This window comes from Campylobacter troglodytis (genome assembly GCF_006864425.1).
In the GTDB taxonomy this organism is placed as follows: Bacteria; Campylobacterota; Campylobacteria; order Campylobacterales; family Campylobacteraceae; genus Campylobacter_D; species Campylobacter_D troglodytis.
On the sequence record NZ_QHLI01000032.1, the window covers coordinates 1 to 21342 of the forward strand.

Annotated in this window: 17 protein-coding genes and 4 pseudogenes; 16 read left to right on the forward strand and 5 right to left on the reverse strand. The window is 37.2% G+C overall.

Annotated features, from left to right (window positions below):
- Window positions 1-39: 39 nt before the first annotated feature.
- Complete coding sequence (locus DMC01_RS07555) at window positions 40-417, reverse strand: hypothetical protein (protein ID WP_142693645.1); 378 nt, start codon at window positions 415-417, stop codon at window positions 40-42.
- A 732-nt stretch (window positions 418-1149) separates the two neighbouring features.
- On the opposite strand from DMC01_RS07555, the pseudogene DMC01_RS16625 reads away from it, so the two are divergent.
- The 16 genes and pseudogenes from DMC01_RS16625 to DMC01_RS07625 form a co-directional block, all read left to right on the forward strand.
- A pseudogene (locus tag DMC01_RS16625) lies at window positions 1150-1803 on the forward strand (DEAD/DEAH box helicase family protein); the annotation flags it as partial.
- Window positions 1804-3643: 1840 nt separating this feature from the next.
- Complete coding sequence (locus DMC01_RS13485; RefSeq protein WP_185908816.1) at window positions 3644-3802, forward strand: hypothetical protein; 159 nt, start codon at window positions 3644-3646, stop codon at window positions 3800-3802.
- A gap of 350 nt (window positions 3803-4152) precedes the next feature.
- Complete coding sequence (gene purL / locus DMC01_RS07570; protein WP_142693648.1) at window positions 4153-6336, forward strand: phosphoribosylformylglycinamidine synthase subunit PurL; 2184 nt, start codon at window positions 4153-4155, stop codon at window positions 6334-6336.
- A complete protein-coding gene (locus tag DMC01_RS07575; protein ID WP_142693663.1) occupies window positions 6336-7106 on the forward strand; it encodes a molecular chaperone DjiA in 771 nt (256 codons plus the stop codon). Before purL ends, DMC01_RS07575 begins: the two co-directional genes overlap by 1 nt.
- Window positions 7107-7174: 68 nt before the next feature.
- A pseudogene (locus tag DMC01_RS07580) lies at window positions 7175-7314 on the forward strand (DNA methyltransferase); the annotation flags it as partial.
- 52 nt (window positions 7315-7366) lie between these two features.
- Complete coding sequence (locus DMC01_RS13490; RefSeq protein WP_185908817.1) at window positions 7367-7522, forward strand: hypothetical protein; 156 nt, start codon at window positions 7367-7369, stop codon at window positions 7520-7522.
- A gap of 20 nt (window positions 7523-7542) precedes the next feature.
- The gene (locus DMC01_RS07585) at window positions 7543-8763 is read left to right on the forward strand and encodes an Eco57I restriction-modification methylase domain-containing protein (RefSeq protein WP_246059116.1); all 1221 of its coding nucleotides are present in this window, start codon (window positions 7543-7545) and stop codon (window positions 8761-8763) included.
- Entirely contained in the window at window positions 8744-9262 is a 519-nt protein-coding gene (locus tag DMC01_RS07590) for a GIY-YIG nuclease family protein (RefSeq protein WP_185908818.1), read from the forward strand. Before DMC01_RS07585 ends, DMC01_RS07590 begins: the two co-directional genes overlap by 20 nt.
- A gap of 112 nt (window positions 9263-9374) precedes the next feature.
- Window positions 9375-9479: pseudogene (locus DMC01_RS16630) on the forward strand (DNA methyltransferase); the annotation flags it as partial.
- 124 nt (window positions 9480-9603) lie between these two features.
- Entirely contained in the window at window positions 9604-10452 is an 849-nt protein-coding gene (locus DMC01_RS07600) for a restriction endonuclease subunit R (RefSeq protein WP_142693649.1), read from the forward strand.
- A gap of 113 nt (window positions 10453-10565) precedes the next feature.
- On the forward strand, window positions 10566-11369 hold the full coding sequence (locus DMC01_RS07605) for a DNA-methyltransferase (protein ID WP_427846107.1): 804 nt from the start codon (window positions 10566-10568) through the stop codon (window positions 11367-11369).
- A complete protein-coding gene (locus tag DMC01_RS07610; RefSeq protein WP_142693651.1) occupies window positions 11348-12151 on the forward strand; it encodes a DNA-methyltransferase in 804 nt (267 codons plus the stop codon). The genes DMC01_RS07605 and DMC01_RS07610 overlap by 22 nt, the downstream gene beginning before the upstream one ends.
- 406 nt (window positions 12152-12557) lie before the next feature.
- Window positions 12558-14093 (forward strand): bifunctional phosphoribosylaminoimidazolecarboxamide formyltransferase/IMP cyclohydrolase, encoded by a 1536-nt coding sequence (gene purH, locus DMC01_RS07615; protein WP_142693652.1) that lies wholly within the window; start codon window positions 12558-12560, stop codon window positions 14091-14093.
- A 496-nt stretch (window positions 14094-14589) separates the two neighbouring features.
- Window positions 14590-15290, forward strand: a pseudogene (locus DMC01_RS07620) (IS1595 family transposase).
- A gap of 393 nt (window positions 15291-15683) precedes the next feature.
- Complete coding sequence (locus DMC01_RS15955) at window positions 15684-15806, forward strand: hypothetical protein (RefSeq protein WP_282432282.1); 123 nt, start codon at window positions 15684-15686, stop codon at window positions 15804-15806.
- A gap of 132 nt (window positions 15807-15938) precedes the next feature.
- Window positions 15939-16166, forward strand: a complete 228-nt coding sequence (locus tag DMC01_RS07625) for a hypothetical protein (protein ID WP_142693653.1) — start codon at window positions 15939-15941, stop codon at window positions 16164-16166.
- A gap of 262 nt (window positions 16167-16428) precedes the next feature.
- Here DMC01_RS07625 and DMC01_RS07635 read toward each other — a convergent pair whose 3' ends face one another.
- The 4 genes from DMC01_RS07635 to pckA all read right to left on the reverse strand — a co-directional run bounded on the left by DMC01_RS07635 (window position 16429) and on the right by pckA (window position 21336).
- Window positions 16429-17124 carry a hypothetical protein gene (locus tag DMC01_RS07635; RefSeq protein ID WP_142693655.1) on the reverse strand — a complete coding sequence of 232 codons (696 nt, stop codon included), beginning with the start codon at window positions 17122-17124 and terminating at the stop codon, window positions 16429-16431.
- Window positions 17125-17172: 48 nt separating this feature from the next.
- Complete coding sequence (locus DMC01_RS07640) at window positions 17173-17433, reverse strand: hypothetical protein (RefSeq protein ID WP_142693656.1); 261 nt, start codon at window positions 17431-17433, stop codon at window positions 17173-17175.
- 939 nt (window positions 17434-18372) lie between these two features.
- Entirely contained in the window at window positions 18373-19749 is a 1377-nt protein-coding gene (gene argH / locus DMC01_RS07645) for an argininosuccinate lyase (RefSeq protein ID WP_142693657.1), read from the reverse strand.
- A 3-nt stretch (window positions 19750-19752) separates the two neighbouring features.
- A complete protein-coding gene (gene pckA, locus DMC01_RS07650) occupies window positions 19753-21336 on the reverse strand; it encodes a phosphoenolpyruvate carboxykinase (ATP) (protein WP_427846106.1) in 1584 nt (527 codons plus the stop codon).
- Window positions 21337-21342 lie beyond the last annotated feature (6 nt).

The window sequence follows — 21342 nt, forward strand, 5'->3', positions numbered from 1 at the left end:
GAGCCTTGCGAGAGCAAGGCGAAGAATCTCAAATAAAATTTAGAGATATTTCGGCTTCGCCTCAATATGACAAGAGATTTTTCGATTTCTGCGAAAGCTCAAAATGACAAAATAAAAGTCCTCCTCCCTTGCAAAGGAGGATTTAGGGGGAGGGTCGTCATTGCGAGACTTGACGAAGTCAAGTCGTGGCGGCTGGGGCGAAGCGGTTTTTGCGTAGCAAAAATGTGTTAGCAGACGCGTAGCACGAAGTAAAATCCATAAAAAATTCAGACAAAAGCCTGAAATGTTGTCATTGCGAGACTTGACGAAGTCAAGTCGTGGCAATCCATAAAAATTCAAGCAAAACCTTAAATTTTGCCATATTAAGCGTTGCGACCCAGCAACTTGCAAGGCGTAGCCGAAGCAAAAATATCTCATAACCTTGTCATATTGAGCGTAGCGAATAATCTCAAAACCTTGTCATTGCGAGCCTTGCGAGAGCAAGGCGAAGAATCTCAAATAAAATTTAGAGATATTTCGGCTTCGCCTCAATATGACAAGAGATTTTTCGATTTCTGCGAAAGCTCAAAATGACAAAATAAAAGTCCCCCCTCCCTTGCAAAGGGGGATTTAGGGGGAGGGTATGAAAACCTTAAAAATTCAAAAAACGACAAAAATTCAACAAATTCCTTGAATTTAAAATAAAATTCACAAAATTCTAAAATTGAAAATTCAAATGCTGAATTTACCCACCCCCTAACCCCCTCGGCACAGCAGGGGGCTTTAAAAGGCGAACTCTTTGCAAGGCAGAGGGAATTTTCATTTACAAAGGACAAAGATGAGTAATTGTCATATTAAGCGTAGCGATCCAGCAACTTGCAAGGCCTAAGCCGAAACAAAAATATCTCTTTTTTGGATGAGATACCTCGCTTTCTATGAAAGTTCACAATGACAAACAATCCGTCATTGCGAGAAAATCCGTTAGGATTTTCGTGGCAATCCATAAATTCAGGCTTTGCCTAAATTTGTCATATTGAGCGAAGCAAAAATATCTCTTTTTTGGATGAGATACCTCGCTTTCTATGAAAACTCAAAATGACAAGACACAAGTTAAGATACCTCGCTTTTTTGCAAAAAGCTCAGTATGACAATTAAAAATAAAGGACAAAAATGAGTGAAAGCACGCAAAATTTAAGCCAAAAATTAGCAAATGCCTTGGAATTTAGCGATATTGAAATTCCAAGCTATATCAGGCAAAATTTAAACAAAGAGTTAAGAGAGTATCAAATAAAGGCTTTAAAGCATTATCTAATGCAACGCAAAAATCCAAGCACAAATCATTTAATGTTTAATATGGCAACGGGCAGTGGCAAAACGCTCATAATGGCTGCTTTGATGCTTGAATGCTACGCAAGGGGGCATAAAAACTTTATCTTTTTTGTAAATTCTAACGCCGTTTTGGAAAAAACAAAGAGCAATTTTTGCGACAAAACAAGTGCGAAATATCTCTTTGCAAACGAGTTAAAAATAAATGGCGAAAATGTCAGCATAAATGCCCTTTCTACGCTTGATGAGAGCAAAGAGGGGGCTATAAATGTGTATTTTAGCACGGTGCAAGGACTTTACAGCCTTTTTACAAATGAAAGGGAAAATGCCTTTAGCTTGCAGGATTTAAGGGACAAAAAGCTTGTGTTTTTAGCGGACGAGGCACACCATCTAAATGCAAACACAAAAAGCGAGATTGAGGATAACAAGGGCTGGGAGGGCGTGATAAAAGAGGCTTTTGCAAGTCATAAAGAGAATTTGCTTTTTGAATTTAGTGCTACTATACCCAATGAAAGGGCTGTGAAAGAAAAGTATAGGGATAAAATCGTTTTTGAATATGCCTTGAAAGAGTTTTGTCAAAATGGCTACTCAAAGAGAATCAGCCTTGCTAAGTATGAGAATTCAAGCTTGCAAACTCGCTTTTTAGCAGCCTTGCTTTTAAGCCTTTATAGGCAGCTTGTAGCTCACAAAAACGCCATTTTTATCAAGCCTGTGGTGCTTTTTAAAAGCGAGAGTATAAAAGAAAGCAAGGAAAATGAGCTTAAATTCAAGGACTTTGTGCAAAATTTACAAACAAAAGAGATAAAAGGCTTTTTTGCAAACTTACAAAATGAGCATTTAAGCGGGGAAAATCAGCTTTTAAATGCCTTTGAATTTTTTAAAGGCGAGTTTAAAGACTCTTTTGAAACTATGCTTGAAAGCTTAATCAAGGCAAATTTTGCCCCTCATTACAGCCTAAATGTAAATGATGAAGGCGAGGCTGTGAAGAATCAAATTTTATTGAATTCTTTGGAGGAAAAGCACAATGAAATTCGCGTGATTTTCGCTGTGGATAAGCTCAATGAGGGCTGGGATGTGCTAAATCTCTTTGATATAGTTAGACTAAGCAGAAAAAAGGCAAATGCTAACACCACGACAAAGGAAGTGCAGTTAATCGGACGTGGGGCTAGGTATTTTCCTTTCGTTTTAGATGAAAAAACAAGCCAAAACAATGATAAATTCAAACGCAAATTTGACAACGACAACGGCAATGAAATGAGAATCTTAGAAAGGCTTACTTACCACACCCTAAATGAGGTGGAATTCATAGAAAGGCTTAATGCTAAGATGAAAGAAGAGGGGCTTTTTGACGAACTTGAAGAAGAGGTTGTGCTTTTAACGCCTACAAAAAGGGCAAAAGAGCTTACAAATGGCAAATTTATCTTGTATTTTGTAGGCAACACTCGCTATAAGATCGATAAAAATTTCTTCAAGCCTCAAGAAAAATCCTTGCTTGTGCAACAAGCACAAAGCCTTGATGTGCCGCTTTTTTCAAGCCGCATTAGCGAAAGTGAAATTTTTAACAAAGAGAGTAAAGAGAGCCAAATGCAAGAGGCAAGGCTTAAAAAATTTGAAAAGGGCAAGATTGATTATTCTGTCTTTTTAAAGGCTTTAAATGTCGCTAGGCTTGAATTTGACAAGCTTCAAAGAAATTTTGATATACAAGGCAAAAGGGAGTTTTTCGAGCTAGTTTCAAATATAAGTTTGCAATTTGACAAAGAACAGGACTTTAACCGCCAAAATCAGCTTGAAATAGCAAAATTCATCATCTCAAAGATAAAAGAAAGGGTGCAAAATGAGAGGGATTTTGAGGTAAGCGAGTTTAAGAAAAAAGAGATAAAAATGCAAGAAAGGGTGATTTTAAGGCAAAAAAGAGAGATAAAAGAAACTCCCACTTGGCTTTACTATGATAAATACACGGTTGATAGCGAGCTAGAAAGGGACTTTGTGAATTTCATAGAAGCACGAAAAGAAAGCATTGACAAGGCTTTTAAGAAGTGGATAGTGTTTCGCAATGAGGGCTTTAATGAGTTTAAAATCTATGATAACCGCAAAGACGAGGCTAGCTATGGCAGTGGCTTTGAGCCTGATTTTATCTTTTTTGGCACTCGCTTTGGCTCAAAATCGCCATTTTTAACCGTGCAAGCTGTGTTTGAGGTAAAAGGGGAGATTTATCAGGCAAAGGATGAGTGGAAAGAAGCCTTGTTAAAGGCTATAAGTGGGGTGTATGATGAGGGCTTAGCTAAAATGCAAGTAAAAGGCTTTTCCTTTTTTACGCGTGAAAATAAGGCGCTTGGGCGTGAATTTGTTGATGAGTTTGAGCTTTTTGTTAAGCAAAGATGAGCTTGGCTTTGATTTAGCTTGGTGGGCTTTGTTGCGTTTTGGTAGCCTTGATGAGCTTTTTAGAAAGATTTTGGGTAAAATTCATTTGGCAAAATTTTGTGAATTTGTGTTGTGAATTTTAAAATCCGTTCCGAATTTAAAAGCCTTTTAAATACTCTTTAAAATGCTTTTAAAAAATTTGGCAAAAGTTTTCAAATTTTCTATTTATGTGTAAATTTTTTGTAGAATTTAGCCAAAATTTATGAAGGTGTGAATTTAAGGATATAACTTTGACAAGTGCTTACAAAAAATTCACGCAATTTAAAAAATGTGCTTTGAAGGCTGTGAATTCAAAGTTTAAATCCCAAAAATTCACGCAAGGTGCGAATTTTTCAAATAAACCATAAAAAAATTCACGCAAAGCCTGAATTTGACGCTCTGTGTTTTGAGTAAGAACAAAGAAACATTTGTTAAAAAAGGACACAAATGGACGAAAAAACCATCAAAGCCCACAAGCTAAGCGAGGCTGAGTATGAGGAGATTTTAAAAATTCTAGGACGAGAGCCAAATTTGCTTGAACTTGGCGTTATTTCTGCTATGTGGAGTGAGCATTGTTCTTACAAGTCAAGCAAGAAGTATTTGCAAGGCTTTCCCACAAAGGCACCGTGGGTTTTGCAAGGTCCGGGAGAAAATGCTGGTGTCATTGACATTGGCGGGGGAATGGCTGCGGTTTTTAAGGTAGAAAGCCATAACCACCCAAGTTTCATCGAGCCTTTCGCAGGGGCTGCCACAGGCGTTGGGGGCATTATGCGAGACATTTTTACTATGGGTGCGCGCGTGGTGGCTTCTTTGAACTCGCTTAAATTTGGCAATATCCACGACAAAAAAATCGGCAAGCACCAAAAATACCTCGTCAAAGGCGTAGTAGAGGGCATAGCACACTATGGCAACTGTATGGGCGTGCCGACAATAGGCGGTGAGTGTGCCTTTGATGAGTGCTTTAATGGAAACATTCTCGTAAATGCCTTTGCCCTTGGAGTGTGCAAAAGCAAGGATATATTTTACGCAAAGGCTGAGGGCGTGGGCAATAGCGTGATTTATGTAGGCTCAAAGACAGGCAGAGACGGGCTTGGCGGGGCTGTGATGGCAAGTGATAGCTTTGATGAGGCTAGCAAGGCCTTGCGTCCTACGGTGCAAATTGGCGATCCATTCGCTGAAAAGCTCTTAATGGAGGCTTGTTTGGAGCTTTTCAAAAAGGATTTCATCGTTGGCATTCAGGATATGGGTGCGGCTGGGCTTACCTCAAGCAGCTTTGAGATGGCTGGGCGAAGTGGCAGTGGGATGAGGCTTTTTTTAGATAGAGTGCCTATGCGAGAAAGTGCTATGACGCCTTATGAGCTAATGCTTAGTGAGAGCCAAGAAAGAATGCTTATTTGCGTTAAAAGAGGTTACGAAAATGAGGTCCTTGCAATTTTTAAGAAATATAGCTTAGACGCTGCCATAATCGGTGAGGTAACGAGTAGCGGAAAAATGGAGCTTTTTTGGAAAGATGAGCTCGTGGGGCTTGTTCCCATCGCACCTTTGAGCGAAAAAGCTCCCATTTTAAACCGCCCTGTGAGTAAGCCAAAGTATTTAGAAAAAATCAAAAACTATGAATTTACGCTTAAAACAAGCACAAAAGATGCCCTTATAAACTTGCTTTGTAATGAAAATGTGGCTGATAAAGCCTATATTTACGAGCAGTTTGACTCAACAGTTGGCACAAATACCCTAAAAGCAGATGGCTTACTTGGTGCAAGCATTTTGCGTGTCAAAGAAAACGGTGCGGCTTTGGCTATGGCAGTAGAATGCAATTCTCGCCTAAATTTCGTAAATGCCAAAATAGGAGCTGCGATGAATGTAGCGGCTGTGGGACGAAAAATCGCTTGTGCTGGCACAAAGCCTTTGGCGATAAGTGATTGTTTAAATTATGGCAACCCACAAAATCCCGAGGTGATGTGGCAGTTTGCAAAGGGGTGTGAGGGTATAAAAGAAGCTTGCAAGGCTTTAAATATGCCTGTGGTAAGTGGAAATGTCTCGCTTTACAATGAAACAAACGGCATTAGCATATATCCAAGCCCTACCATAGTGGGTGTGGGTTTAAATTCAAGGGCTGAAAAGGTGCTAAAATCAGCATTTACGAAAGAAGATGTGAGTGTGTATCTTTTAGGCAAAACAAAAGGCGAATTTGCAGGCTCTCTCATCGCCAAGGTGCAAGATAAGGTCGTAGCTGGGAGCTTAAACGAGCTTGATTATGAGGCTGAGCTGAATTTATGGAACTTGTTACTAGAAGCAAATGAAAAAGGACTTTTACACTGTGCAAATAGCGTGGGCGTGGGCGGAGTAGCCATTACATTAGCAAAAATCTGTGCGATTTCAAATTTTGCCCTTGAAATTCACACAAATTTTAAAGATGAAAAACTGCTCTTTGATGAAAGCCCTAGCCGTGCTGTGGTGGGTGTTTTAAATGAGGGCGAGTTTGAAAAACTTTGTGCTAAATTTAAAGTGAATTTTAGCAAGATAGGAAGAAGTGTAAGCTCAAATGACTTCATCCTTGATAAGATAACACTTCAAACAAAGAGGCTCAAAAGCCTATATTTTAACTCTTTCAAAGAGGTGCTAGATAGATGATAGCTTATCTTTTGCTTATTTTGGCTGTGGGTGCTTTTTATTATTATTTTAAAACTTACGGCAAAGAGGACTTTTTAGGCAAGGCAGGACGAGGCGCAAAGGGCTTTGGTAGGGGCTTTATGCAAGGGGTTATGGAAGAAAGGATGGACGAGTTTAAACGAAAATTAAACTACTATGTCGTAGCCCTTCTAGCAAAGATAGCAAAAAGCGACGGTCGCATTAGCGAGGAAGAAGCCGATATGATAAGTCAAATCCTAAACGCCAACGCCAAGGATAGCCGCGAGAGGGAGTTTTTAAAGGCTAGTTTTAACGAACACAAGGAAAATTTAAACGACACAGCACAAATTGCAAGAGAGTTCATAAGAGAGGTGCCACTGCCCTACAATGAACGCTTAAATGTCTTAAATGTGCTGATTTTTATGGCTGGAATTGACGGGGAGTTAAATGATACAAAAATAAGGCTTTTAAGCGACATTGCAATGGCTTTTGGCATAAATTCGCGTGAATTTGAAAGCCTACTCAATAACATTAAAAATCTAAAAACGCACAATAAACAGCTGAATTTGGACGAGGCTTATGGGATTTTGGGCTTATCAAAAAATGCTGATTTAGTGCAGCTTAAAAAAAGATATAGAGAGCTTGCCAAGAAATATCACCCAGATGTTTTAAATGCGAACAATGTCAGCGAAAAAGAGCTAAAAGCAGGAGCAGCTAAATTTCAGCAAGTAAATGAGGCTTATGAGCTGGTTAAGAAGCATTTAGCCACTTAAACATACTACATAAACAAGATTAAGAAGCTTCAAGCAAGAAAAGTTATTAGACAAGATCACTTCACACAAAACCCCATGAAATGATAGAAAGAATGATAAGGGCTTCAAGCAAGCAAGGCGATTTGGTGCTTGATTTATTTAGTGGCAAGGGCTTAGCCTTGTGGCAAGGGAGTTAGGGCGTGAATTTGTGAGACGAAAGATAAATTAAAGTTACTTAAATGAAAGTTTGAAAATAAAGCTAGTGTTTAAAAAGGGCATAAATGAGAAGTGCTGAGTTTGAAAAAAAGCTAAGTAGCCTAAATCCTACCTTAGAGTGCTTGAAATTCTTGCATTATAGGATTTTGCGTGATGATTACAGAGGCACGCACCAAACATATCATTATTGCATATTAAGTCTATTTGATTATAATTTATAAAAATTAGGGGGGTTGCTTTGTTGGCTGAATTTAACTCTATTAAAAAACGCTTTGATACCTTAAATTTAGACACAGGGCATTTTGTAAATTCAAACGACATTTGCACACCTATGGACTGCGTTAAGGAAATGCTTGATTCTTTGCCAGATGAGTTTTGGAAAAGGAAAAATTTAAAAGTGCTTGATTCTTGCTGTGGCAATGGCAATTTTCACGCCTATGCTGTGCTAAAAACACCGCTTAAAAATCTTTATTTTAATGAAATTAACGAAAAACGCATAGCGAATTTAAAGGCATATTTTGGCGAGGATATAAACCTTACTATAATGGATTTTTTGGAATTTTACGAAAAACCTGAGTATGATTTAATAGTCTCAAATCCCCCCTACGCCAAATTTAACGAAGGCAAAAGGGTGTCAAAAAATCATAATCTCTCCCGTGCCTTTATAGAAAAGTCCTTGAAACTGCTTAAAGACGGCGGTTATTTGCTTTTTATCGTGCCAAATAATTGGATGAGTTTTGCGGATAGAAACGATTTACCCACGCTTTTAAGCAAGTATCAATTTAGAATTTTAGATATAGGCGGGGCGAAAAAATACTTTCCGCAAGTTGGCTCGTCTTTTACTTGGTTTTTACTGCAAAAAGTGCCAAATACACAGGCTTTTGAAGTGCGAAATCACTATGTTCTAAACGACACACAGATGATTAAAATGCCGACAAATCAACGGTTTATCCCACTTTATCACTCACAAATTGTTCAAAATATCATAGATAAAACCCTAAACAACGACAAATTGGAAAAATATCCCATTCAAACAAGCTCAAATTTGCACCGCTACACCAAAAGCAAACTTATCAGCAACACAAAGGATAAAACGCATATTTATAAGCTTATCCACACGCCAAGTCAAGTGGTGTATAGCACAAAGCCACACATTTATCAAAAAGGCTACAAAGTCTTTATCTCGCTGACTAATCAATACGGCACTTTCATTGATGAGTGCGGAATGACGCAGTCTATTGCCTTTATTCGTTGCAAGAATTTAAGCGAAGCAAAGCAAATTCAAAGCGAGTTAGAACAATCTGTGTATAAATTTCTCAACAATATCACAAGATATGGCAATTTTAACAATATCAGAGTATTACAAAATTTCCCTAAATTTAACTCTTTTGAATTAAATAAAGAAGAAAATGAGTTTATAGAAAATTTTAACAAGGCATATTATGGCAAAGCAAAAAAATAAAAACATAGTTTTGCTTAAAAATATCGCTGAATTAGCACAAAAGTGTGATTATGAAAACTTCGAGTATAAAGAGCATTTTAGTCTAATTTGCAAACTTAAACCAAACAACGACAAAGAAAGGCTAGAAATTGAAATTTTAGATGAAGCAAAGTGCCAAGAAAAAGGCTTTGTTTATGTTTTTGTAATTGAGGGTAAAATCTTTAAAATAGGACAGTCCATAAGCAATATAAAAGAAAGGGTGCAAAGCTATAATTGTGGTAAAACCGAATACCGCATCAACGGCACAAATTCAACGACAAATTATTTTGTCTTGCAAAGTTTGCTTAAAATTAACAAAGAAGTGCTTGTTTATGCCTTTTTTCCGCCAAAGCCACAATATGAAATTTTCGGACAACATTTTGAGGACAGCTACCCACCAAGCAAAAAGGCTGAAAATATCATCATCAAAGACTTTATCAAAAAGCACGGCAAAAAGCCTATAGCTTGCACTCAAACTTGATTGTTATGTGTAAAATAAAACAAACATTTAATCAAATTTTTTATCATTCAATCAAAATGTATGGGAGTTTGCAAGCGTTAGGCATACAAACAAAGTCGCAAGCAAGGTTGTCAGGCAAAATCACCCCACACCAAAGCCTCGTGAAATGATAGAAAGAATAATAAAGGCTTCAAGTAAGCAAGGGGGCTTGGTGCTTTATTTAGTGGCAAGGGCTTAGCCTTGTGGCAAGGGATTTGGGACGTGAATTTGTGGGTTGAGAGATAAATATGGAGTATTTAGATTCTAAGTTAGAAGTGGCTTATGATGGAATTTCAAGATAATTTTAAATCTAAGGAATTTTTATGATAAATTTAAACCAACCTTTAGTGCAAATGCAAAAGATTGCACCAAATAGACAGTGTGTCAATTTTTTAATAAATAGAATCCAAAGTGATTCATATCGTCAAATACACATTTCGCAACATAATCGATATACACAAGATGAAGTTTTCATTATTTTGCAAGAAATTTATAAGCTTGTAGGTTTGGAAGCTATGCAAATTCGTACCACTGATTTAAACAAAAGACCACAAAATATAGCTGGAGAGGAAATTTATGCTACAATTACGAGTAAGATCAATGTAATACTTGGTCGTTGCACACAAGATTCTTTGCGAAAAAACTTTTTTGTGGATTTTCATAGAATGGGTTTTTTATATAGATATAATACCCATAAGCAACCAGTATCACCATTTCAAAGGGCTCATATTAAATTTATCAAATTAACGCCGATGGCTGAAGATTTTCTTAATGCAAATAGTTTGCAACAAAAGCAAATATATGCACAGGCACTGTATTGCTTAATGAAAGAATTTATTGATAGTTTATATTGTATTGTTTATAATTTGAGTGTCATATCAAAAGACGAATTTATGCTTTTTGCTACTTTTGTGAATGAAAGTATTGACGAAATTGTTTACGGAATAAATGAAATTATTGAGTTGGTTAAGGATTTTAGGACTTTGAATATAAGTCAAAAAAAAGAGTTAATTGATTGTATACATACTTATTGCAATCCTGCAAATTTTAGCGGCAACAAAAGAAATATGCGTGATTTTCCTAATTGGCTAAATGAAACCCAACAAATTTGGTATCATTTGCCATTTACAGGAAAATTTATGGTGGAAAATTATATTTTGCGTACCATATAAAATAATTGATAAAACGCCAAATACAAGCCAAGTTTGCAAACCGTTATGGTTGAATATAATAGGAAATTATTATGAGCGTGAAAAATCAAATTTTTTATCATTCAAGCGAGAATATGCAAGAATTAGAGGATAAAAGCGTGGATTTAATCATCACAAGTCCGCCTTATTTTAACATAAAAGATTACTCAAAAAATGGCTATCAAAATGCCACGCATTCAGCGAGCAAAAAGGACGATTTGGGTGCTTTAAATGACTATGAGAGCTATATTAAAGCCCTTTTGGCAGTGTGGTGCGAGTGCGAGCGTGTGCTAAAAGCAAATGGTAAGCTCTGCATCAATGTGCCTTTAATGCCTATGCTTAAAAAGGACTTAAATACGCATTACAACAGGCATATTTTTGACTTGCAAAGCGACATTCAGCAAAGCATTTTAAGGCATACGGGGCTGTTTTTACTTGATCTTTATATTTGGAACCGGACAAATTCAACCAAAAAGCTGATGTTTGGCAGCTACCCTTACCCACGCAATTTTTACGCACAAAATACCACTGAATTTATAACAGTTTTTGTAAAAGATGGCAAAGCGCAAAATAAGATCTCACAAGAAATCAAAGAAACAAGCAAGCTCACACAAGAAGAATGGGTGAGTTTTACCAAGCAAATTTGGGATATTCCCATACCAAATAAAAGCGACACAGCCTTTGGCAAGCATTCTGCTATAATGCCAGAAACAATACCATTTCGACTTATCAAGCTTTATTCCTTTGTAGGGGATTTAGTCTTAGACCCCTTTGCAGGTAGTGGAACTACGCTAAAAGTAGCAAAAGAGCTAAAACGAAACTTTGTAGGATACGAGCTTTACGAGCATTACAAAGGCATAATTGAGGAAAAATTACAGTGTCAAACTCTCTTTGCTTAAACGGTTTAAATAAAATTTACATACAAGATGTCTTTGAGTTTTTAAAGGCTTTGCCTAATGAATGTGCGGATTTAGCAATAATTGATCCCCCTTATAATCTCAAAGTTGCAAGCTGGGATAAATTCAAAAGCCAAAAAGCCTTTTTGGAATTTAGCTATGCGTGGATAGATGCTTTTTTGCCAAAGCTTAAAAAAACGGGAAGTTTTTATATCTTTAACACCCCTTATAACTGTGCGCTTTTTTTGCACTATTTGCAAGGCAAAGCACATTTTCAAAACTTCATTTGTTGGCACAAAAAAGATGGGCTTAGTGCGAGCAAACGCAGATATAACAATAATCAAGAAAGCATTTTGTTTTACACGGTGAGCGAAAAAGAGTATTGTTTTGACTGTGAGAGCATTCGTGTGCCTTATGATTCAAAAGAACGCATAGAACACGCGAGTAAAAAGGGCATTTTAAAAGATGGCAAAAGATGGTTTCCAAACCCAAATGGTAAGCTCTGCCCTGATGTGTGGGACTTTGCAAGTGTGAGGCATACAAATAAAATAAATGGCAAAGTTGTCAGACAAGATCATCCAACTCCAAAGCCAAGGGCTATGATAGAAAGAATGATAAAAGCTTCAAGCAAGCAAGGCGATTTAGTGCTTGATTTATTTAGTGGCACAGGGATAACTAGCCTTGTAACAAGGGAGTTAGGACGCGAATTTATAGGTTGTGAGATAAATGCTGGCTATCTTGATAACAGCTTGCCTCTTGATGATGAAAGAAACCAAGAAGCTTAGAGCCTTAAATTTAAAGCGAAGCTAAGTTTACTTAGAGCCTTAAAACAAGATTTTAAATTCACAAAAACTTGCTAGAATTCAAATGAATAATTTATGTTTAACTGTGAATTTGTGCTTAGCTTTTAAATTGCAAGAACTTGTTGTAAAATGCGATACAGAGTACGGATTACGGAATATAGATAACGGATAACGGAAATTCGCACGAAGTGCGAATTTTTTAAACGACAAGAAATGTTAAATCACTAGAATTTGAACCAAAGATGATAAGGCGAAGTATCTTGGAGCGGAAATCGTTGTTGCCCAGCGTGAGGCAAGGGAGTTTATTGGACATAAATGATCGCAGCCGAACGCGATAACTGGGCGATTTACGCCCAAGAGACAAGCCGTTATAAAAAAAGGATAAATAATGAAAAAAGCATTACTTAGTGTCAGCGATAAAACAAACATAGTGGAATTTGCAAAGGGCTTAATAGAGCTTGGTTTCGAGCTACTTTCCACAGGTGGCACCTTTGCACTTTTAAAAGAAAGAGGTTTAAAGGTGCAAGAGGTGAGCGATTTCACGGGCTGCAAAGAGTTATTTGATGGACGTGTGAAAACCTTGCACCCAAAAATTCACGGAGGCATTTTGCATAAAAGGGAGGACACAAGGCACTTGCAAGAAGCAAGGGATAATGATATTTTGGGAATTGACTTGGTTTGTGTGAATTTATACCCCTTTCAAGCCACGACACAAAGGACAAATGAGCTTGATGAGATAGTTGAAAACATTGATATAGGAGGACCCGCTATGCTTAGAAGTGCGGCAAAAAACTATAAATCCGTGCTTGTTTTATGCGACACAAAGGACTACGCCGCAGTGCTTGAGGCTATAAAAAAGGGCGAGGATGATGAAAAATTCAGGCTAAATCTAATGATAAAAGCGTTCGAGCACACAGCAAGCTACGATGCCTTCATAGCAAACTACTTCAACGAGCGATTTAATGGGGGTTTTGGGGCAAAAAAATTCATCTTTGGCAAAAAGGTTTTTGACACTAAATATGGAGAAAATCCCCATCAAAAAGGTGCTTTGTATGAATTTGAGGACTTTTTTACTGTGAATTTTAAGGCTTTAAAGGGCGAGGCTAGCTTTAATAATCTCACAGACATCAACGCAGCCATAGCACTTGCAAGCTCTTTTGGCGAGGCAAAGGCAGTTGCCATAGTAAAGCACGGCAATCCTTGCGGCTTTGCACTTGGAAAAAGCTTGCTTGAAAGCTACACTCAGGCTTTAAAATGCGATAATATCAGTGCTTATGGGGGTGTAGTAGCCATAAATGGCACATTAGATGAGGCTTTGGCTAAAAAAATCAATGAAATTTATGTTGAGGTCATCATAGCTGCAAGCGTTGAAAGTGCGGCGTTGTCGGTGTTTGAGAGCAAAAAACGCATTAAAATTTTCACGCAAGAAGCTGTTTTTTTGCTAAATCCCAAAGATAAATACGATTTCAAGCATATTCAGGGGGGCTTTGTGTATCAAAACGCCGATGAGGTAGCCCCTAGCGAGCTAGCAAACTCCGAGCTCAAAAGCAAAAGAAGTGCGAATAAAAACGAGCTAAAAGACCTAGACATAGCCGTTAAAATCGCCGCTCTAACGAAGTCTAACAATGTCGTGTATGTCAAAAACGGCGCAATGCTCGCCATCGGTATGGGTATGACAAGCCGCATAGACGCCGCAAAAGCCGCTATAAGCAAGGCTTCACAGATGGGACTTGATTTAAATGGCTGCGTACTAGCGAGTGAAGCCTTTTTTCCTTTTAGAGACAGCGTAGATGAGGCGTCTCGCGTAGGTGTGCGTGCCATAGCACAGCCAGGTGGTAGCATTAGAGATGATGAGGTCATAGCAGCTGCTGATGAATACGGCATTGCCTTGTATTTCACAGGCGTGAGACATTTTTTGCATTAGGCTTGAATTTAAAGCTTATGAAGGTGGCGAGGTGCTTTAACTGGGCTTTGAGTTTGGCTACAAAATACTGATCTTGTAGCCATTAAAAATTCACATTTTTGTAAGCAAATTTATGCTCTTAATCTCACAAAAAGCCTTCATTAAAAGAACCTTAATCCTAAATTTAATCCTAAAAAGAAACAATTAAAATTAAAATGCATAACTTTAATCTCAGCTTTTTTAATAAATTTAGCTTAAAAAATTTACATATTTTTATAATTTTGTTTCTTTTGTGTCTTGGCTTAAATTTGCTAGTTAATAGCCTATAAGCTGAGTTAAATATAAATTTTAGTTTTTTATTTTGCCTCAAAACTAGATAAAAAATTTTAAAATAAATATAATTTTGTTTCCATATATTTAGTATTATGAGATTTTAGCTTTAAGATGCTTAAAAGGCTAATGATATTTTAATTTATGGCTCAATTTAACTTAAGCTCATATAAAGGAGTTTCAAGTTATGATTACAGCAATGAAAAATAAGTATATAGTCCGTTCAAGAATTTCAGAGGCTAAATTTGTGATAGATTCTTACATATTTTTGCCTTGATATTGAAGCAGTAAAAATTGCAAAAATCACTCAAGTTTCAGAGCTTACTCTATGGAGAATCTTTAAGCAAATTAGAATCTTAATCACAATAGAATGTGAAAATATTTCAAAAATGCAAGGTGAAATAGAAATTGTTGAGAGTTATTTCGGTGCAAAAAGAGTGCGTGGTAAAAGAGGCAGAGGAGCTAGCAAGAAAACGCCTGTATTTGGTATGCTTAAACGCTAGGCTAGCGTTTATACCCAAGTGGTAAAGAATTGCTCTAGTAGCGAGCTTTTGCCCATTTTACCTAGCTTTGCAGAGTTAGAATCTAACATAATTTATAGTGATACTTGGAAAGCTTATGATTAACTTGTAGATTTTGAGGCTAAAGAGCATTATAGAGTAAAACACGCCAAATTCGAGTTTGCAAAGGGACACAACCACATAAACAAAATTGTGAATTTCTGGGGATTTGCAAAGTTTCGTTTGGCGAAATTTAAGGGCTAAAAGAGAAAATTTTGTCCTTCACTTAAAAGAAGCTGAATTTACATATAATACTAAAAATTTAGGACAAAATATTTATCAAAATTTATTAAAATTGATAATAGAAAATTCTGTTAAGTTTAATTGAGCCTTTATTTTTTATCCAACCCTTTATACTTTAAAATGAACTTATATCAAATTCAAGTATTTTGAGCCTTGTTATATTGAGTGTAGTGAAATATCTCAAAACATAGCTTTTTAGAAAACAATTTTTATCATTAAGAGCTAGTACAAAGCACCACCAAAGAAGTTCAAATAAAATTTAAAGGTTTTTCAACTTCGTTTTAATATGACAAGAAATTTTTTGCTTTCTATGAAAGCTCAAAATGACAAATAAATAAACTTGCTTGAATTTAAATTCAAGCAAGTTTATTTGTTCCATTTTCCGCGTTTAGTAGTTTGTAATCTATGTTCTGTTACAAACCTCCCTACCTAATAAGTTTTATTTTGTTAGAATTGCCGCATCAAAAATGTAAAAAATGTGTCAAGTAAGCTACGCAACACCTCTTTTTACCATTACTTTAACTTGGCACAAATACCCCTTGCGGAGGGGGTTTTGCAACGCTTGCAACCCGTTGGGTGGGTGGGTAAATTCAGCATTTAACTTTTCAATTTTAGAATTTTATGAATTTTCTTTTGAATTCAAAGAATTTATGTCATTTTGTGAAATTTCAAACAACCCATCCCCTAAATCCCCTCCGCAAGGGAAGGGTCTTTTCGTGCGGAATACGGAGAATTGAAAACAGAAAACGGAAATTCACGCCAAAGCATGAATTTATGGATATTTTTGCTTCGGCTTACGCCTTGCAATCCGCTGTGTCGCTACGCTCAATATGACAAAATTTTAGGCTTTTGTTTGAATGTTCGCTTTTTGCTACGCAAAACCCCCAAACCCCCTCCGCACGACAGTGGGCTTTCAAATGTTTCTATGAATTTCACGCAAAAATTCATAAAAAACGCTTGATTTAAAGCGAAAATTTACGCTTTTTTCGTGCTAAAATTCACAAATTTGCTTAAAAGCGTGAATTTTCCGTTCAATTAAGTCAAAGGTGCATACAGAATATAGACTACGGAAAAAAGAATACGAACTTTTTGGCAAAGTAATTTTACGCAAAATTCAAATCTGTTGTATGTATTCAATGTTTTGTAATCTGAGCTGACGAGCCGAATTTAAAAGCATACAAGACGAGTTTGCCTTGTGAATTTTATGGATTGCCACGATTTTGCTAGGCGACATCTCGCAATGACGACCCACCCCCAAACCCCTCCGCACGGCAGGGGGACTTTTGGTTTGTCCCACTCGCAAGGGAGGGGGACTTGCCTTGTGAATTTTCACTCATAAGAGACGAATTGCCACCTATAAGCTCAAAATTACACAAAGCCTTTGGGGATAACAGCACATCAATCTCAGCTCTTGCCAAAATGTCATTGAAAAAAATCTCATTGCCCTTGTCCTCGTCCTTGCTTTGAGCGCCTTTGATGACGCCGTCTTTAAAGGGGAAATTTAGCACCACTCTTTCATCTGCTTTGATGAATTTAGCCTTAAAATCAAGCTGTGCCAAGCCTATCTTGCTAGCAAAAGCCGTGAAAGAGCCTGACAAAACGCGAAAATCAAGCATTTTTAAAAACTCAGTTTGTTTAAAATGCAAAATGCTTTTATCTGCTATTGTTGAAGTGTCAAAAAACTCTTTTGTGTAAAATGCGGCAAATGTCGAGTCCTTTAAAAGAAAATCAAAAAGCTCTTTTTTGTTTAAAATCGCCAAATTTCGCACAGCCAAAAGAGAACCAAACCTAGCCTCTAAATCATCAAGTAGGCTGTGAATACTTTGTGAAGTTTCTTTTGCTTGTAAATTTTCTTTTGCTTGTGAATTTTCTTGCGAGCTTACTTTTGAATTTTCTTGTGAAGTTTTGTGTGAATTCATTGTTCTTGCCTTTGAATTTGTTGAATTTTCTTGTGAATTTTCTTTTACCTATAAATTTGTATCCTTTGTGCCTTGCAAATTTAGCTTTTCTTGTGAATTTGCTTGTGAGGTTTCTTTTGAAGCTGTGAAATTTTTGTCCTTTAAGTCTTGCTTTTCTTGTGAATTTACAGACTCTTCGTTTTTTAAGTCTTGTTTTTCTTGAGAGTTTGCTTTTGAGCTTGTGGAGTTTTCGTCCTTGAAATCTTGCTTTTCTTGTGAATTTATTGAATTTTCTTGTGAATTTGTGTTGTCAAAGAGTGAATTTTGCATTTTGCCCCCTTTTGCAAAAAGTGCAATTATAGCCAAAATTTGCAAAAAATAAAATTCAGCAAATTTTTAGGCTATTGATACTTTTAGCTGAATTAGATCTGAAAGCTTGCTAAAATAGATCTTAGTATATATCTTTGCCCTACATTTGAAAGCGAAAATTCAGACAAATTTTAGAGTGTTTTTGTGCTGATCTTTGCGTAAGCAAAATCGCCCTTTTATACAAAATTTCTCGTGCTTGTGTGAATGCAATTGTGCGTGAAATTTGCATTTTAATCCTTAAACAGTGCGAAAAATCAGCAAAACGAAGTTTCTTTATAAGATGAGTGGTTGAAGAGGGTGAGAGTTATTTTTTACTTTGCTAAGCTCGTAACTGCGTAGTAAAAGTGGCAAAAAGGGTGCGTGGTAAGTGTGGGCGTGGAGCTGGTCGCAAAAGTTTTTACTTCGCGCTACTCGCCTTGTCCCTTTGCGAGAAGGGATGCTAAAACGCTAGGCTAATGTTTATACACTAAAACACCTGCTTTGCCAAAGAATTATTGCCTATCATAAAGGACTTTTCTTAGCTTAAAGAAAGTGAAATTTACAGCGATAAACTAAAATCCTATGATGGTTTGGTGGATTTTTTACTTCGCTAGGTCCCTCCCTTTACAAGAAGGAGCAAGTTTATAGGGTAAAGCACACCAAATTCGAGTTTGTAAAGAAACACAAGCACATAAACGAAATTGTGAATTCTTTTGCTTCGTGTTACTCGTCTTGCAACTGCGTAGTAGAAGTTTGCGAAATTGACACTTGCTAAATTTAAGGGCTAAGAAAGAAAATTTTATCCTTCATTTAAAAGAAACAAAATTAAGACAAAAAATTTAAGGCAAAATTCTCATCAAAATTTGCTTAAATTGATAAGCCAAAATTCTCTTAGAGTATCTTGAGCCAAAAATATATAAGCTAAGACCTCAAAAAGCTTTCTAAATTTTGAATTTGTTTTTCTACACTCTCAACAGAGCTTGAACCCTCGCTTTGCTTTGAATTTAGAGAAGCCTCTAAATTCAAAAGCCTTTGTGCGTTCTCATCAAAAAGCGGCTCGATTTCTTGTAAATTTGTAATTTCACTTAGATCAAGCCCCATTTCATCAGCCTTTGCAACGACTTTTCCCACTATGAAATGAGCCTTTCTAAACGGCACGCCCTTTTCACGCACCAAAAAATCTGCTAAATCAGTCGCCAGCAAATGCCCTTTTTCACAAGCCTTCCTCATAGTTTTTTCATTGAGAGTTAGCTCTTTTAGCATTTCGTTAAGTATGACAAGGCTTTGCGTAGCGTTTTTAACGCTATCAAAGACACATTCTTTGTCCTCTTGCATATCCTTGTTGTAGGCAAGGGGCAAGGCTTTCATCGTGCTTAAGAGCGACATTAAATTTCCATATGCCCTACCTGTTTTACCGCGGATAAGTTCGCAAACATCTGGGTTTTTCTTTTGTGGCATTATCGAAGAGCCTGTGGAGTAGGCATCACTGATACTCACAAAACCGAATTCGCTACTAGAAAAGAGTATTAACTCCTCGCAAAGCCTTGAAGTGTGCGTAAAAATGACGCTTATGTCATAAAGCAGATCAAGGGCAAAGTCCCTGTCGCTTACCGCGTCCATAGCATTTGGCATTGTATCTGCGAAACCTAGAAGTTTTGCTGTGAATTTCCTATCCGTCTTGTAGCTAGTTCCCGCACAAGCACAAGCACCAAGTGGAGAAAAGTCTGCTAATTCATAACTTGAACGAAGCCTTTTTATGTCGCGTGCGAACATAAAGGCATAAGTTAGTATATAAAAGGCAAAGCTTATGGGCTGAGCGTGTTGCAAATGAGTAAAGCTTGGCATAACTGTGTTTTTGTGGGACTTTGCAAGATTTATGAGCGTTGAAATTAATTCTTTTAGTAAATCTTGCAAGATTAAATTGTGCTTTCTTGTATAAAGCTTAAAATCAGTAGCCACCTGATCGTTTCTACTTCTTGCTGTGTGAAGTTTGCCTCCTACCTCGCCTACAAGTTCGCTCAAACGGCGCTCCACAGCCATATGTATATCTTCATCTTTTAGATCAAAATCAAACTTGCCCTCTTCTATCTCATCTTGCACAGCCTCTAAGCCCTTTATAAGCGTGTCGCACTCGGCTTTTGTGAGTATGCCACATTTTGAAAGCATAGTAGCGTGGGCGATTGATCCTTGAATGTCTTCTTTATAAAGTTCTTTATCAAAGGGCAAACTAGCGTTAAATTCCTTTAAAAGCTCACTACTTTGAAGCTTAAATCGACCTGACCAAGTTTGATTTTTCATCTTTTATCTTAGATCTGGTCCAAATTTGCTAAATTTAACCCCATCAGGCACATCTTCATATCTTTTGAAATTTTTGATAAATCTTTGAGCTAATTCTTTCCTAGCCTCCTTGTAGGCTTCTTTGTCAGCCCAAGCATTGATCGGATTTAAAAGCTGGGTTTCAACCCCGTCCAAGGCTCTTGGTATAGCCAAATTAAACACCTCAAAATTCTCAAATTCACAGTCTTTAATGCTCCCATCCAAGATAGCATTCACGCAAGCCCTTGTAGCTTTTATACTCATCCTCTTGCCTACCCCATAGCTACCTCCCATCCAGCCTGTATTTACTAGATAGGCACTTACCTTGTGTTTGTCTATCTTTTCGCTAAGTAGTTTTGCATAAACTGTTGGATGATGTGGCATAAAGGGCTCTCCAAAGCAAGCTGAAAAGGTGGATTTTGGCTCTGTGATGCCTCTTTCTGTGCCTGGTATCCTTGCTGTGTAGCCACTTAGAAAATAATACATAGCCTGTTCTTTTGTAAGCTTACTTACAGGAGGTAGGATACCAAAGGCATCGGCACTTAAAAAGATGATATTTTGAGGATGGGGTGCTTTTAGGGTTTTTTCGTGATTTTTAATATGATAAATAGGATAAGACACCCTCGTGTTTTCAGTTTTTGAAGCATCTGCGTAATCTACACTTTTATCAGGTCTTAAAACTACATTTTCCAAAAGGGCATCTCGCTTTATGGCTGCGTAAATTTCAGGCTCACTTGCAGGGTCTAAATTTATGCACTTTGCATAACAACCACCCTCAAAATTAAACACCCCCTCATCGTCCCAGCCATGCTCATCATCGCCGATGAGTTTTCGTCTTTCATCTGTTGAAAGTGTGGTTTTGCCTGTTCCTGAAAGTCCGAAAAATAAGGCTGTATCGCCTTTTTCTCCAACATTTGCCGAACAGTGCATAGGAAATTTGCCCTCCAAAGGAAGCCAGTAATTCATCATAGAAAAAATGCCCTTTTTCATCTCGCCTCCATACCAGGTGCCACCAATTACTCCTATATTTTTTTCCACATTAAAAATTACAAAGACCTCTGAATTTAAGCCATCCTTCTCATAGTCCTCATTTACGCATCTGCAAGCATTATACACCACAAAATCAGGGCTAAAATTTGCAAGCTCGCTTCGTGCTGGACGAATGAACATGTTTTTAACAAAATGTGCTTGCCAAGCCACCTGAGTAACAAAGCGAACAGCCTTTCTACTACTTAAACTTGCACCACAATAAGCATCTTGGACATAAATGTCGCTATTTGAAAGCTGCTTTCTTGCCTTTTGCAAGAGCTTGTTAAAGAGCTCTTCTGTGATGGGGCGGTTGATCTTGCCCCAGGATATAAATTTTTGTGAGGGATCTTGCTTGACGAAGTATTTATCTTTTGGGCTTCTGCCTGTGAAGATGCCCGTATCTACGCAAAAGGTGCCATTGTCTATTAGTTCGCCTTCTTTGTTTTGCACCTCGTGCTTAAAAAGTTCCTCATAGTCTATATTATAAAAGATCTCTTTAACATCACTTAAACCTAAATTCTCAAAGCCGTTAATTTTCATCAATCA

What these genes read in the sequence shown, in the direction of transcription:
- DMC01_RS07640 (WP_142693656.1), bottom strand. Translation starts at nt 17,433, where the DNA reads ATGCAAAATTCACTCTTTGACAACACAAATTCACAAGAAAATTCAATA.
- DMC01_RS07600 (WP_142693649.1), top strand. Translation starts at nt 9,604, where the DNA reads ATGATAAATTTAAACCAACCTTTAGTGCAAATGCAAAAGATTGCACCA.
- DMC01_RS13490 (WP_185908817.1), top strand. Translation starts at nt 7,367, where the DNA reads ATGAGAAGTGCTGAGTTTGAAAAAAAGCTAAGTAGCCTAAATCCTACC.
- purL (WP_142693648.1), top strand. Translation starts at nt 4,153, where the DNA reads ATGGACGAAAAAACCATCAAAGCCCACAAGCTAAGCGAGGCTGAGTAT.
- DMC01_RS07590 (WP_185908818.1), top strand. Translation starts at nt 8,744, where the DNA reads ATGGCAAAGCAAAAAAATAAAAACATAGTTTTGCTTAAAAATATCGCT.
- DMC01_RS07605 (WP_427846107.1), top strand. Translation starts at nt 10,566, where the DNA reads ATGCAAGAATTAGAGGATAAAAGCGTGGATTTAATCATCACAAGTCCG.
- DMC01_RS07635 (WP_142693655.1), bottom strand. Translation starts at nt 17,124, where the DNA reads ATGAATTCACACAAAACTTCACAAGAAAATTCAAAAGTAAGCTCGCAA.
- DMC01_RS07555 (WP_142693645.1), bottom strand. Translation starts at nt 417, where the DNA reads ATGAGATATTTTTGCTTCGGCTACGCCTTGCAAGTTGCTGGGTCGCAA.
- argH (WP_142693657.1), bottom strand. Translation starts at nt 19,749, where the DNA reads ATGAAAAATCAAACTTGGTCAGGTCGATTTAAGCTTCAAAGTAGTGAG.
- purH (WP_142693652.1), top strand. Translation starts at nt 12,558, where the DNA reads ATGAAAAAAGCATTACTTAGTGTCAGCGATAAAACAAACATAGTGGAA.
- pckA (WP_427846106.1), bottom strand. Translation starts at nt 21,336, where the DNA reads ATGAAAATTAACGGCTTTGAGAATTTAGGTTTAAGTGATGTTAAAGAG.